This is a genomic window from Psychrobacter cibarius, from assembly GCF_904845955.1.
Taxonomy (GTDB): domain Bacteria; phylum Pseudomonadota; class Gammaproteobacteria; order Pseudomonadales; family Moraxellaceae; genus Psychrobacter; species Psychrobacter cibarius_B.
The window spans coordinates 256,569-271,408 of sequence record NZ_CAJGYX010000001.1 but is presented as its reverse complement, the minus strand read 5'-3'; the positions used below and the strand labels follow the sequence as shown (position 1 = coordinate 271,408).

Sequence of the window (14,840 nt, the reverse complement as noted above, 5' to 3'; positions counted from 1 at the left end):
CTATGTCATTATCTATATCGCGAGCCACCACTACGGTTGATACTCATACCAACACTCACGCCTTAGCATCAGGTCATCAAAAAAACGCTGGCATCGTTATCATCGGGGCGGGCATGGCAGGCAGTCGTTTTGCCATTGAGCTTGCTCGCACACAATCGAATGATGACACCGCCCGTTTGCCAATTACTTTAATCAGTAAAGAGCCGCACGTGGGCTATAACCGCATTATGTTATCACCCGTATTGGCTGGCGATACAGCGTTCGAAGATACTTATTTGTACGACAAAACAGAGTATGAGCAGCTAGGTATCACCGTATTGGCTGGGGTTGCGGTAGAGAAAATAGATACCAAGTGTCAATGTATCGAGTTGGATGATGGGCAAACACTCAATTATGCCAAGTTAGTGATGGCCACAGGATCAACTGCCCGAGTCATTCCGTTTCCCAATTACACAGCTAAAGGTGTGCATGTGTTTCGAGACCTTGCCGATGTGACCGCCCTGATGGACTATGCCCGCCAAGGAAAAACGGGTTTGGTGATTGGTGGTGGCGTACTGGGATTGGAGGCTGCGTGCGCGTTGGCGGCACAGGGCGCGAGCATGACGGTCATTCATATGGATGGCTATGTACTCAATCGTCAACTAGACCTGCCAGCTGCTGAGCTTTTGCAAGCTGAGCTCAGTCGCCGAGGGGTTAGTCTTGAGGTTTCTGCACATACTGAGGCCATTGAGATGAATGATGCAGGAGAAGTATGTGGATTGTCTTTAAAAGACGGGCGCATGCTAGCGGCCGATTTCATCGTGATGGCAGTGGGCGTGATACCTAATACACCCGTGCCAAACAAAGCGGGCTTGAGGTTAATCGCGGTATTGTCGTCGATGATTTTATGCACACCAGTTGTCCCAATGTTTATGCCATTGGTGAGTGTATAGAGCGAGAGGGGGAGCTATTTGGAATGGTGGCGCCAGTCAATCAGCAAGTGGATACATTGGTTACGGTTTTAAAAGATGCTTTGATAGAAAATGATATAAATGTGATAGATGGTAAAGCCGCCGTGCCAGACCACTGGATTCCTTTTGTGAGCAAACCGCTATCATTAAAATTAAAAGTGTCTGGTATGTCGGCATTTTCTGCAGGGCAAATCGCTTTTGATGACGAAGCAGCTGACACCATTGAGACCCTCGTATATCGTCAGCCTGACTTAAACCATTATCATTGTCTGTACCTCAAAGAAAACAAACTCATTGGTGCTGTGCTTTATGGAGACACCAGTGATGGCAGATTTTATAGTCAGTTAATTATAGATAACGTTGATATTACGCCTATCAAAGACACACTCATATTTGGCGAAGCATATTGTCATTTGGATGAAATTACGCTTAACAATTCGCCAACTACGGAAGTCGATGTAGAGCTTGATGATACGGACAAGAACATCAATCATCATAAAGCGGCCGAACTGTTAGAGGATGCATTATGAATGATGCTACCGCCAATAAATCTGCTGCTAGCAAAGTAGTGTCAGCTAATAAATCGAACAACCTACCTAATAGCGTACAAAAAACGACAGGCCACGTCATTGAGACACATGACATAAGTGCCGCCAAAAATATCAAAAAAGCAATATCATTATCGTCGTCCTCTGATGGTGATTTGATTGATAGCTCGACCATTACTATCCGTACGACGTGCCCTTATTGCGGAGTGGGGTGTGGTGTTTTAGCAAGCGTGAATGCAACAGAGGTGCTGAGCGTCAAAGGAGATCCTGAACATCCTGCTAATTTTGGTAAATTGTGCTCCAAAGGGAGTGCGCTGGCACAAACATTGGGAACCGCGCGCCGCTTGACCGAGCCATATTATCAAAACAAGCAAGCAGTAATGCAACAGCATCAGCCTATGCAATTGGATAACGATTTTAATGCCAAACGTAAATCTGACAAGCCACTTATAAAGCAGACAGACTGGGACACCGTACTAGAGGATGTTGCCAGTCGTTTAAATGACACCATCGACAAACACGGTCGAGACAGCATTATGTTTTATGTCTCAGGTCAATTACTAACTGAAGATTACTACGTCGCCAATAAATTTATTAAAGGGTTTATTGGTAATAACAATATCGACTCCTACTCTCGCCTGTGTATGCCTTCCGCAGTAGCAGGGCACCAACGTGCGTTTGGCGCAGACCTTGTGCCGGGTAATTACGAGGATTTAGAGGCTTGCGATTTGTTGGTGCTGATAGGTTCAAACATGGCATGGTGCCACCCTATTTTGTTTGGTCGATTTTTAGCCGCCAAAGAAGCCAATCCTAATAAAAAAATGATTGTGATAGACCCGCGCCGTACCGACTCTTGTGAATTTGCCGATTTACATTTACCAATTGCTGCGGGCACGGATACACATTTATATAATGGGTTGCTGCATTACCTAGATCAGCACGGTTGCCAAAATGATGAATATGTTAACCAAAGTTTGGGCGTTGATGATGCGGTGAATGCGGCCAAAGCATGGAGCATCGACAAAGTTGCACACGCCTGCCAAGTATCGGCGGACAGTATCCGCCAGTTTTATGAATGCGTTGCTGCCACTGATAAAACAGTCACTGCTTTTAGCATGGGTGTCAATCAGTCACAAAGTGGGACTGATAAGGTCAATGCCATTATTAATACTCATCTGTTCACAGGGCGTGTGGGCAAAGTAGGGGCCAGTCCGTTTTCACTCACTGGACAGCCTAATGCGATGGGCGGACGAGAAGTAGGCGCTCTTGCTAATCTATTAGCGGCTCATTTAGAACTAGACGATGCCGATCATCGTCAGCTCGTGGCAGACTTTTGGCATTCGCCTCAGCCTATCTCGCCAAACGTGGGTGTGAAAGCCTGCGATGCTGCCGCTGCGATATTAGATGGTCGTATCAAGGCTATTTGGATTATGGCAACCAACCCTGTGGTCAGCTTGCCAGATGCCGATAATTTTCGTCGAGCGCTTGCTGAGTGCGATCTAGTGATTGTCTCTGATTGCTCGGTAGACAGTGACACGGTGCAGTGTGCCGACATTGTATTGCCCGCTCAAGGGTGGGGTGAAAAATCTGGAACGGTCACCAATTCTGAACGGCGCATTTCTCGGCAGCGGACATTAATGCCTGCGGTAGGGCTTGCCAAACCAGATTGGTGGATACTGTCTCAAGTTGCCACACGCATGGGGTTAACGGGATTTGATTACCAACAGCCAAGCGAGATATTCAATGAGCATGTGGCATTGACCGCTTATGGTAACGCAGACGACCAAAGCACATCCAATTCTAATAAGAACTATCCTCGCTATCTGAATCTTAGTAAAGACTTGTCTGCTTTAATGACAGAAATGACAAATGAGGTACCTGTCGATCAATCTATTCGCCAGCCTATTAACCAGAACGTCAATCAAATATATACCCCAGTCGCACTCAGTAAGCAAGCATACGAGGAGATGTTGCCGTTTCAATGGGGTGGCACACGTATCTCTATGATTGATGAGATTAAACCTTTAACAAATGAGGTCGTTAATTCCACTGCTAGTGTTATCAAGTCACAGTTAATCGCGATTACGCCCTCTGACGAGGCGAGCGTAGCCAATGTGCATCGACGTCAAAGAAGGCAGAATACCCAACGGATTGTTGAGAATCGAGCATCCTTTGAACATGAATCTGATTATCATACTCAATTTGAGAGCCAAGCGGTTCATTTACGCCTGATTACGGGCAGGCTGCGCGATCAATGGCATACCATGACTCGCACTGGCCTTGCACCGCAGTTAAATCAACATCAGCCAGTACCGACACTTTCCATACACGCTAACGATGCACGGCAGCTTGGCGTTCAAGATAATGATTTTGTGCAACTGCATCGCAGGTATGAAAGCTATGAGAACGGTATGACCAGTAATGAGGCAGCCAGTGACACCTCGATGAATACAGCTATGGATGGCAACGAGTCCACAAGTACCGTACTAGCTCAAGTTGCCATTAGCGATATGTTGCGCGTTGGTGATGCGTTTATGCCCATGCATTGGAGCAATGCTTTTGCTAGCTTTGCCCGAGTTGGCCCACTTATTCCAACAGTGGTCGATCCATATTCAGGGCAGCCAGAGCTCAAAAATTCAGCCATTAGCGTCGCGCCTGTTCCTATGCAATCATTTGGCAAGATTTTGGTGCATCCTGAGTGGCAAGACGCTGTTATAGTGCAATTACGTACTATTTTGGCCAATTTTTCTGCCAAAGCATCAGAGAAAGAATTATCTGAAACAAAATGCGAAGCACGTTCAAATAATATTGTGCCAGAGGCATTACCTGCACTTACTTGGAGCTTGAGTCATCAAAGTAACAGCGTCTTGATTACTCTCGCTAGCCCGATGATGGAGTCTAGCAGTACCTTAGCGTGCCCCGAGTTTTGGCAGCAGTTTATGACCTCTATGCAATCATTATCACCGCCAAACTCTCAAAAGGGTGTCATGCATACGGCGTTTACTGTCGATAATGTGCAGTATCAATTACGTTTTATCGTGACCCAAACTGAGTCTAAGGTAGGAGCAGATAGCCCTGTTATCAACCGTCAAGTGTCCGATGGTAAAAGCTCTAGCGCACAACTGATAATGGCAGTCTATATTGCCCCAATGCAAAAGCAATTACCGAGTGTACGCTGGCTCGATAGCTGCTTTACGGATACTAGCCAGATACCTGTTAATCAACGATACAAGTGGTTGCTCGCGGGGCGGCCTGCCAGTGGTTATGTTGATCCAGGACCTTTGGTCTGCTCTTGTATGTCGGTTGGAAAAAATGCCATTCTCAACGCTATTACGCAGCATAATTGTAGTAGTGCGGCGGCAGTGGGTAAGCAGTGCCGCGCAGGTACTAATTGTGGGTCTTGCGTGGGGCAAATCAACGCATTAATCGCAGAATACGCCTCATTGGCGCAAGCTTAAATGATGGGATGGCACGTCGCTTGCAACTTGTTATGTAGAATTAGTTGCACTGTGTTAACACAGGTTAGCCGAGCCTGAGCGCTTATCTGGTCGGTCGATTTCTATCGAATAACCTTATTTTTATTACATGGTTTTCTGTATTTATACTGTCATTAGGAACTATCGTCATGATTGATTTATCTGTCCTTATTGCAAACAGCCCAACATCTGACTTGGCAGGGCAAAACTGTATAGAAAATGCTAAAAATTCTCATAAAAAAGGCATGGTATATTTGGTCGGCGCAGGCTCTGGTGATCCTGAGTTATTAACCTTAAAAGCATGGCGAGTGATGCAGCGCGCAGAAGTAGTGTTATATGACAGTTTAGTATCCGAAGATGTTTTGGATATGTGCGCGAGCACGGCCGAAAAAATATTCGTCGGTAAGCGCCGCGCCAATCATGCCTTATCACAACAGAGCATTAACGAGCTATTGGTCAAACACGCGCTGGCAGGTAAAACGGTGGTGAGGCTAAAAGGTGGTGACCCTTTTATTTTTGGACGCGGTGGTGAAGAGCTGCAAGAGGTGGTACGTCATGGTATTTATTTTGAATCTATTCCGGGTATTACGGCTGCCAGTGCTGCTGCAAGCCGCGCAGGGATTCCACTAACGCACCGTGATCATGCGCAATCGGTTAAGTTCATCACTGCTTGCAAAAAAAATGGCGCGCCGAATAACGATTATAAAGAATTGCTTGATACTACCCAAACGGTTGTTTTTTATATGGGCTTACACCGTTTGCATGACTTGCCACTGGGCGTGATATTGCCATGATTGATGAAGTGAAGCGCCTTTTGCTATTATCAGTCATGCCAGTCTACCTACGCAGCAATTGCTTGTCGGTACGCTTGCCAGCATCGCTGAATTACAAGCCACCGCCAAGCTACCGACACCTGCTTTACTTATCATGGGTGATGTGGTCACTCTGCATGCCGAGCTTATCGATTACAATATAAATGCTATCAAACAAAAGGCGCTTCACTTCATCAATCATAGCAATATCACGCCCAGTGGCAAGCCAGACAATGTTTTGCCCGCTGTGAGTGTTGCTTAAAGACTGGGTTTGTCTCTCAGCTTGCGCTGTCAAAACGAACTTTTTATATGCTTACTGTTTGAGCAAAATTTACCGGGTTGGCAGCTCGCTAAGTTGTGTAGTAGGCGCTGTACAGGGGAGTAAAAACGTTTGTTCAAGAGAGTGAGCAGACGTTTTTTTGTGTCTTTCAATGATACTTGTACAGCCATCGCTTCGGCATAGATAGCTGTTACTGACGTTGGTACTAGATAGCTCTTTGGTGGTTAAAGAAAAAAAGCGACTAAAAAACCAATTAGCTTATCTCAACTCATCGAAGTGTTCTTCATTGATATGAGTAATGGTTTGTGCGAGTTCAAAAATGATTAAGGTGATAAAGAATTAGGCTTGTATTTGAGGGTTACGTGTCACAGATAAAAGAAAATCGGTCGTATATATACTTACAAGCAACAGCGAGCGGGAACAAAAAGAATAATATTTTAAGTTAATGATAATTGTTTTTATTATCGTTTACGAGTAAAATCGGTTTTTATTGGCTGTCCAATATAAATACAACGATTTAAATTAATGATGAGTACAGATATGTTACGTGCAAACCAATTGACCATCAGTCGCCAAGGTAATACCTTACTAGACAATGTAAGCTGTGAGATTGATAGCAACCAATTGGTCGCTTTGGTTGGACATAATGGTTCAGGAAAATCGACTTTAATCAAAGCGCTGGCAGGCGAGATGATAAGTAATGGCGGTAGTATCAGCTTGGATGAGCGCCGTATCAGTGATTACAGTAGCAAAGCGCTGGCGCGACAAATGGCATATTTGCCACAGCAACTACCAGAAGCCGCTGGGTTTTCAGTACGTGAGCTGGTCATGATAGGACGTTATCCGCATCAAAAATGGCTGCAAAAGCCCAACCAAATAGACAAAGATAAAGTAATAGAAGCCATGCGCATCACCCAAACAGAGGCGTTCGCTGACCGCATTACGGCCACGCTTTCAGGTGGCGAGCGCGCTCGCGTTTGGCTTGCTATGTGTCTGGCACAAGACACCAGATATTTATTACTTGATGAGCCATTAGCCGCGCTTGATATGCACTATCAGCTTGAAGTTATCCAGCTTATACGTCGTTTGGTGGATGAGCAGGGCTTGAGTGTGGTTATTATTTTGCATGATATTAATTTGGCCGCGCAGTATGCCGATCGAGTTATCGCCTTAAAAAACGGTCGTATTTGCCATAACGGTGATATCGGCAGCACCATGCAACCGACAGTATTGCACAAGATTTTTAACGTCGATATGCAGCTGCTTAGTCATCCTATAACGGGGCAGCCAGTCGCCGTTGCTTAGTAGGGCATATCATCAATCTGAACGAAAATGAATAAGTAGGCTAAAAATGGTTAAATTTTTATGACCGTTTTTAAAATGAGGGCATGCCCTAGTATTTGCCTCATCTTTTTCATTTATTTTCTCTTATTCGCGCAAAAGATAGGCCGCCATGTTTCCTGCTCTTTATAAATCTCTGTTCTCTTTAATAGCCATAAAATCTTTCATAAAACCTTGTATAAAAGCTGGCTCAAATCTCACTATCAGTAAATATAAGTGTTTGCCGCTCATAGCAAGCTTAACACTGACCACTATGCTGACGGCCTGTCACCAACCAATAACGGCACAAAAAGACGCTCAAGTGGGCAATACAGATAACGCTAACATCAATATAGTCTCACCTGATTGGGGCAATGCGGCAACCTTGACCGCCATGGGTTACCCCCCGATAGCTACGGGTGATGTGAGGGTGTGGGACAGATGGGTAGGTACGCCTGAACTGCCAACCTCAATCATTGATTTGGGCATTCGCTATCAGCCTAATGCGGAATTGGTTGCCCAATTGCCTGTCGATTTGGTCATCGATAACTTTTTTTATGAGCATGCCCGCAATCTCTATGGAGATGTGCCCTCTGAGTCGGTCATGTTCGCCGCTAAAGGTGATACTGCAACTTGGGCAGATTATACTGAGCCGACTCGTCAGTTGGGACAGCTAATTGATGAACCAGCCTTGGCTGAAAGCTATATTACAAAAAGTCAGACAGATATCAAACTGGCAAGTGAGCGTCTGCAGCAGCGCTATCCAAAAGTAAAGAGATTTGCCGTTGTACAGTTTGCTGATGCCAATAACATGCGCATGTATGTCAAAAATAGTTTGTTTCAGCCCGTGCTAAAAGAGATGGGCAAAGGGCTTGATGTATTGGGCAAAGGCAATCAATGGGGGTTTGTCCCCATTCGAATGGGCGACTTGGCTCAATTGGATAATGAGACCTGCCTATTAATCATCGATCCTTTAAGTCCGATAACCCGAGCTGAGATTAAAGACAGTTTGGTTTGGCAGCGTCTAGGCTATGGCGACGAGCGCTGCGTGGGTGAGCTGCCACCCATATGGATTTATGGTGGCATGTCGTCACTGGTCGGCTTGGCAAATAATTTATCAACAGTGACATTAAAAGGTGGGGCAGCATCATGACTATTAATACTGCCGCACAGACTCATCACTCTCATACCAATAATACTACTGATTATGTCAAACCTATGACTTCACTTGCAGCGTCTCAGTCGCCCACATTGAAAACACCATCAGAGCAACACTCCAAGCTTATGCAAAAACCTCCCAATCCAGCACCAAAATTACCTAGGAAACTACCTTCGGTATTTGAGGATACATGGCGCATCTGGGCAGTAATGATTATCCTTGTAATATTGTCAGTATGGAGCACGTGGGCATTAATCGCTCAGGAGTGGACACGCCCAATCAGTGATTTGTTTATTCCAAGCTCGCAATTGGACATTATCAGTCTTGCGACGCAGCTGCATATAGTGGCGACTAGCATAGTGGCGCTATTGGCAGGTGGTCTGCTTGGGGTTGTCAGTATTTTGCTACAGCAGCTGGTCAAAAACCCATTAGCGTCAGACACCACATTGGGCGTCGGCGTTGGTGCACAATTGGCCATGCTCATTGTGACCTTGTTTTTGCCAAGCTTAGCGATTTATGGCGGACTTTATGTGGCCTTTGTCGGCGCGCTTATTAGTATGGGACTGGTCTTTGTATTGTCAGCACCCAGTCGTTTTAATCCGCTCATTTTAATATTGGCAGGCTTGGTGGTAAACATTCTACTTGCCGCCGTTGCCAATGTTTTGGTGTTGTTTTTTGCTGAACGTAGTAATGGTATGCTGTCGTGGGCGGCGGGATTTTTGGCACAGAATAGCTGGTATACCAGTACGATGCTAGCGATAACAGCCGTCGTGATGGCGGTTGTCTGTCTACCCTTGTTAAAACCATTAACCTTGATGAGTCTCGATGACTCACAAGCCAAGCGCTTGGGCGTGCCGATTAACGGTATTCGTGCATTGGTAGTGCTTATTGTGGCGGTCGTTACCGCTTTGGTGGTTAGCGAAGTTGGTCTAATCGGTTTTATCGGTCTTGGCGCTGCCAGTCTGGTCAATGCACTGGGAGTCGCTTCTATTAGCAAACGTCTGCTTGCAGCCTTTGTCTTAGGGGCGTTGCTTTTATGGCTGACTAGCAATGTTGCTTTATTACTCGAACCCATACTAAATATGCAAATTCCAGCAGGGGCGATGACGGGTATTCTTGGTGCACCACTGATTATTTGGCTGATTTTGCGTCAGCGCCGCGAGCGGATAGAAACAGTAACCCCGATGCTAACGGGCAAGCATGCACCTGTGGCATGGTGGCGCTGGACTCTTGGCGTGGTAATGATAATCATACTTGCCTGTTTTTTTGTCCAAGACGTCAGTGGCTGGGGACTAAGTACCGATTGGGCGATCACCCAGCAGTATCGGCTACCGCGCAGTTTGAGCGCTGCGGCAACAGGTCTGATGTTGGCCATCGCTGGTGTGTTATTGCAAACACTCACCCGCAATCCGATGGCAAGTCCAGAAGTATTGGGTGTGAGCTCGGGCGCGGCGCTTGGGGTTATCTTAGGATTTTTACTGCTACCAAGCTTAGGGCTATCTGCCGGAGCTGGTACTTTATTAATCTCAGGATTATCAGGAGCGATGGCTGTGTTATTGCTGGTTATTTGGCTGGCACGTAAGGTAAGTTCTGGCTATCTATTACTGGTCGGTATCGGTATTGCCGCGATGATGGATGGGGTGATGCACATGGTCAAGCTGTCTGGCGATCCACGCCTAGAAGCGATGCTTAGCTGGCTATCGGGAACGACTTATAGCGCTCAGCCTAGCACCGTGTGGTATCTTATCGGCATTGCCCTCATTTTATTTGCCCTCAGCTTATTGCTTATCAAACCCTTAAGAGTGCTTGGTTTGGGTACAGGGGTCGCTCGTAATTTAGGGGTGGCAGTGACACCAGTGACACTCGCGTTATTGGTGTTGGTGGCGGCGCTAAGTACTGCCAGTACGCTTGCGGTTGGGCCATTGAGTTTCATTGGTCTAATGGTGCCACATTTGGCGACGTCACTTGGTGCGGTAAGGCTTGAGCGCCAATTGCCATTAGCGGCTTTGTTAGGCGCAGGGGTGATGGTAATAGCAGACTGGATTGGGCGTTATGTTATTTTCCCTTATGAGCTGCCTGCGGGTACGATTGCGGCTATCATTGGCGGCGCGTACTTTTTATGGCTGATTCGTAAAGTACCAGTCGCAGTGAGTGGATAGTTTTTATGGGAAATTAATGACTGACGAATAACTATAATCAGCCATCATGATCAGTCATTAATACATACCGTCCAGCGCTTAAACAGCGCTATACCTTAAAATCACCAACGTTTATCATATTCAGTAAGTCATTTGACATTACTTTGAAGGGGTTTTAAGCTTTTTTATTCAAGTTCTTTTTTAATAAATGATCGAATATAAACGGACCAAGGGGCAAAAAGGATCCGAGTACCCCTGCTGGCATCGCCCAAAGCGGCATTTTGATTTTGGTGGTGGCTATCAACAGCATTAAAATATACGCGATGAACAATCCGCCATGAGCCATCCCTATGTAGGTGACCGCTTCTGCAATACCCATCATGTACTTTAGCGGCATGGCGATGCAAAGTAGTAATAAGAAGGACGTACCTTCCAAGTAACCCATGATCGTAAGAATCTTTAATACAGAGTTCTGATCTTTTGTGAGATGAGGTGTTTCTGTGATAGTTGTCTGAGCCTGCGACACTATATCTTCCTTTTGTTTATAATAAATAAGGTAAGGGTTTTTCAATGTCGCTATGATACTGGCTTTGTTCAATGCTTTGAAGTATTAATTTTACCAACCCTTAATAGAGATCAGTAACGAAACTAAATGACTCTTGATGTCAGTGATTCTAAGGCTACTGATCTCGTTTTAACTGTGAAAAAATATATGACTGCTTACTCCCTTTCTTGTCTTTACTCTTTTCGTCGCTGTCCTTATGCCATGCGCGCGCGTCTCGGTCTGTTGTTTGCCGAGTTGCCAGTAGAGCTACGGGAGATCACCTTGAAAAACAAACCTGCGCACATGCTAGCGATTAGCCCAAAAGGCACCGTGCCAGTTTTACAGATCGCTGATGGTGTTGTGATTGAAGAGAGTCGGGAAATAATGGAGTGGGCGCTTGAACAGCAAGATCCACAAGAGCTGATGAACCCTAAGACTTTGCATCAAGGTAATACGTTAATTGAGCAAAACGATCAGGAGTTTAAGCATTGGCTAGATCGCTATAAATATACTGACCGTCATCTTGAAATTACCCAAACAGAATATCGGAAAAAAGGAGAAGCATTTCTACAGATTTTAGAAGAGTTGCTTACTAAAAATACTTATTTGCTAGGAGACAGTGTGACCATTGCCGATATCGGCATTATGCCATTTGTCCGCCAATTTGCTCATGTAGATCGCGACGTTTTTTACAGTTTGCCTTATCCTAAACTGCAAATATGGCTAAAAAACTGGCTTGCACATCCATTATTTATACAAGCCATGACCAAGTTTCAACCTTGGCAAGATGGCGATGAGCCAGTGATTTTTCCTTCTTAGCAAAAGTAGCTCACTCATTTCTTTGTAAATATTTCATCAATCTATTTTAGATATGTCTAGCAAGAATCCACGCGTCATTAAACTATTCCTAATAGTGAGGGAGTTGTTTAACCTCATCATTTTGATAGACCTCAACAGTACTATTCTCAAAATAAATATCAATCTATGGCAGTTTGATAGCCGCTTTTCATAACCTTTGTATTAAAAGGGTTGAATGCCTATTGTGTACACTTGTACTCTTAGGTTAGAATGAACATAAGTGTATCAATATATAAATATTCTTGAGTGACCTCTATTACGAATTGATTGGCATGGTTGTTAAAGTAACTTTTATACGAGTGTGAATATAAGAGTGCGCAAACAACGAATCCACGTGCCAATTATAGTGACGCCGATGGCTTTGCTCTTTATACGCGATAACCACTTAATTCAACCCTAATCCCAACATTTACGAAGGACTGTTTGAAATGTTAAAAAGTGCCATTAAAGAGACTGAATTAGAAAAAATCGATATCATATTAGTAAAAAATATTTTAGAGATTGGTATTCAAGATGATTATGCTGACAAGATATCGGCTGATTATATCGATCTAGCCCGCGCAAAAAGTGATAAAAACAGTCTCTTATATAAATCATCTAAGGTAAAAGAGTGCTATAGACAGTCGGATCTGCATAAATCTATCAACCGTATTATTTATAAGATCGAGCCTTTAAGGGTTTCTATTATGCGTGAAGGCCTAGCATTGCAGCAGGCAGTGGCTGAAGGCAATAAAGAGATAGCTGATGAGATTATTAAGGTTGTCGTTAGAATGAAGCTAGAAAAAAGTAAGCTTGAGAAAAATCTTAGCGCACTTATGGGTAACGTAAAAAAGCTTCAGCTCGCTAGCTAATAAAATAATAACAAAGCAAGGCCATGCTTGAAAGTGGCGTCAGCCTTTTTGAGCTACGTAGCCAAGCTGCGTCTGGTGCACCCGCTGACCATCTAGGAGCGTTCAGATCGTCAAAAGCCAGTCTTCACGCGAAAACCTTTGCGGTAGATGGAAAGCGCATTTTTATTGGCTCGTTCAATTTTGACCTCCGTTCGACTGCGCTCAATACCGAAATGGGTTTAATGATTAACAGTGAACAGATGGCACAGAAACTGCACAAAGCATTTGACGAGGGCATGGTTGGCCTTACTTGGCGAGTAGAGCAGCGTAATGGAAGGCTCGTCTGGATCGATGAGCGTCTCGGAGCCTGGACAAAGTACCCTGCTTAACATTATCTTGACGATAATAGGGTGGTTACCAGTTGAGTGGCTTTTGTAGCTATAGAGAATAGTACTATATATGATGAACAGTGCTATATGGGATTATGAGCTATAATATCCAAAATCTGACACATTCATTCAGCAATGTGATAAATATAAAAAATTAGCTAATGCTATGTCTGTCATAATGCTTGGAATGTTTTTACGTTCTTTTAATTAAAAAAAGCAGCGATGCTACAACTATTAATCATTATTTTTACTATTTTTTAAGATGATTTGTTAGCGTCTCTATCCTGCTTGTTTTTAATCGTTTATGCTCAAGTATTTTACAGATACTCACTAAGATATCTAAAAACAATTAAGGAAAATTTATGCATATCACTGCTAATTTCGATGCTGGTAATATTGAGGTTATTAATTTAGAAGATAAAAAAAATGTCCAATTGGCTATTCGTCCGGACGTCGGTGGCGAGTTTTTTCAGTGGTTTAATTTTCGCCTGACAGGTCAGGTTGGCGAGCAATATGTGCTCAATATTCTGAATGCAGGGGATGCAGCATTCCCTGCAGGGTGGGAGAATTACCAAGCGGTGGCGTCGTACGATCGCGACTATTGGTTTCGTCTACCCACCTCTTATAAAGACGGAAAGTTAACCATAACGGCAGAGTTGGAATGTGAAACCATTCAAATTGCGTTTTTTGCCCCTTACAGTGATGAGCGTCATCAAGATTTATTAGCAGCGGTGCAAATGCATCCATTAGTGACGTTAGAGCATTTGGGAGAAACCCTTGATAATCGCGATTTAACCTTAGTCAAAATTAGTGATGGCGCTAGCAATAATGATGCGCCTAAACGCAATATTTGGATTACGGCACGTCAACATCCTGGTGAAACGATGGCTGAATGGTTGGTCGATGGTCTACTGCATAGCCTGTTAGATGGTGATAATGCCACGGGTAAATTATTATTAGATAAAGCTAACTTTTACATCGTGCCCAATATGAACCCAGATGGCAGCGTGAGAGGTCATCTGCGTACCAACGCAGTTGGGACTAACCTAAACCGTGCTTGGTCAAATCCAAATTTGGAAACCAGCCCTGAAGTCTTTCATGTCATTAATAAAATGGAAGAAACGGGTGTTGATCTATTTTATGATGTACACGGTGATGAAGAAATACCTTTTGTATTCCTTGCTGGCTCGCAGGGTACGCCAAATTATAGCGACCGCCTCGCGCGTCTACGTGATAGATTCTCAGAAGTGTTAAAGATTGCCAGTGCTGACTTTCAGACGGAAGAGGGCTATGACGTTGATGCACCGGGTACAGCGAATATGACGCTTGCGACTCACTGGGTTGCCGAACGTTTTGACTGCCTTGCCAATACCTTGGAGATGCCATTTATAGATAACAATAATGTCCCCGATGCGGATACAGGTTGGTCACCAGAGCGCTCTATGAAGTTAGGGGAAGCCTCATTAGTGGCTATGTTGGCAGTCGTGGATGATTTACGTGAGTGAATCATTTAGGTAGATTGTTTGGGTTATGAAA

Annotated in this window: 12 protein-coding genes and 1 pseudogene; 12 read left to right on the top strand and 1 reads right to left on the bottom strand. The window is 44.5% G+C overall.

Translation table 11 applies throughout. The features are described from left to right. Nucleotides 1–2: 2 nt before the first annotated feature. From JMV76_RS14700 to fhuB, 8 genes and pseudogenes are all read left to right on the top strand, one after another. Nucleotides 3–880, top strand: a pseudogene (locus JMV76_RS14700) (NAD(P)/FAD-dependent oxidoreductase); the annotation flags it as partial. A gap of 6 nt (nt 881–886) precedes the next feature. Next, nucleotides 887–1,480: a hypothetical protein gene (locus tag JMV76_RS14695; protein WP_374190035.1), complete on the top strand. Its 594-nt coding sequence runs from the start codon at nt 887–889 to the stop codon at nt 1,478–1,480. After that, on the top strand, nt 1,477–4,956 hold the full coding sequence (locus tag JMV76_RS01045) for a molybdopterin-dependent oxidoreductase (RefSeq protein ID WP_201501310.1): 3,480 nt from the start codon (nt 1,477–1,479) through the stop codon (nt 4,954–4,956). Before JMV76_RS14695 ends, JMV76_RS01045 begins: the two co-directional genes overlap by 4 nt. Before the next feature lie 167 nt (nt 4,957–5,123). Beyond that, nucleotides 5,124–5,768, top strand: coding sequence for a uroporphyrinogen-III C-methyltransferase (gene cobA / locus JMV76_RS01040; RefSeq protein WP_227689995.1), 645 nt, complete (start codon nt 5,124–5,126; stop codon nt 5,766–5,768). A gap of 58 nt (nt 5,769–5,826) precedes the next feature. Continuing rightward, on the top strand, nt 5,827–6,048 hold the full coding sequence (locus JMV76_RS14690; RefSeq protein ID WP_227689993.1) for a hypothetical protein: 222 nt from the start codon (nt 5,827–5,829) through the stop codon (nt 6,046–6,048). 558 nt (nt 6,049–6,606) lie between these two features. Beyond that, entirely contained in the window at nt 6,607–7,371 is a 765-nt protein-coding gene (locus JMV76_RS01035) for an ABC transporter ATP-binding protein (RefSeq protein WP_201501309.1), read from the top strand. Nucleotides 7,372–7,627: 256 nt separating this feature from the next. After that, entirely contained in the window at nt 7,628–8,539 is a 912-nt protein-coding gene (locus JMV76_RS01030) for an ABC transporter substrate-binding protein (protein WP_227681706.1), read from the top strand. Beyond that, nucleotides 8,536–10,704, top strand: coding sequence for a Fe(3+)-hydroxamate ABC transporter permease FhuB (gene fhuB / locus JMV76_RS01025; RefSeq protein ID WP_227689991.1), 2,169 nt, complete (start codon nt 8,536–8,538; stop codon nt 10,702–10,704). The genes JMV76_RS01030 and fhuB overlap by 4 nt, the downstream gene beginning before the upstream one ends. Nucleotides 10,705–10,858: 154 nt before the next feature. On the opposite strand, the gene JMV76_RS01020 is transcribed toward fhuB, so the two are convergent. Further along, nucleotides 10,859–11,209 (bottom strand): DUF3817 domain-containing protein, encoded by a 351-nt coding sequence (locus tag JMV76_RS01020; protein WP_227689988.1) that lies wholly within the window; start codon nt 11,207–11,209, stop codon nt 10,859–10,861. Nucleotides 11,210–11,395: 186 nt separating this feature from the next. Here JMV76_RS01020 and JMV76_RS01015 point away from each other — a divergent pair, with 186 nt between their 5' ends. From JMV76_RS01015 to JMV76_RS01000, 4 genes are all read left to right on the top strand, one after another. Further along, nucleotides 11,396–12,046, top strand: a complete 651-nt coding sequence (locus JMV76_RS01015; RefSeq protein WP_201501308.1) for a glutathione S-transferase — start codon at nt 11,396–11,398, stop codon at nt 12,044–12,046. Between the two features lie 467 nt (nt 12,047–12,513). Further along, entirely contained in the window at nt 12,514–12,936 is a 423-nt protein-coding gene (locus JMV76_RS01010) for a hypothetical protein (RefSeq protein WP_201501307.1), read from the top strand. 23 nt (nt 12,937–12,959) lie between these two features. Continuing rightward, a complete protein-coding gene (locus JMV76_RS01005; RefSeq protein WP_201501306.1) occupies nt 12,960–13,304 on the top strand; it encodes a phospholipase D-like domain-containing protein in 345 nt (114 codons plus the stop codon). A 362-nt stretch (nt 13,305–13,666) separates the two neighbouring features. Beyond that, entirely contained in the window at nt 13,667–14,809 is a 1,143-nt protein-coding gene (locus JMV76_RS01000; RefSeq protein ID WP_201501305.1) for a M14 family metallopeptidase, read from the top strand. The last annotated feature ends 31 nt before the right edge of the window (nt 14,810–14,840 follow it).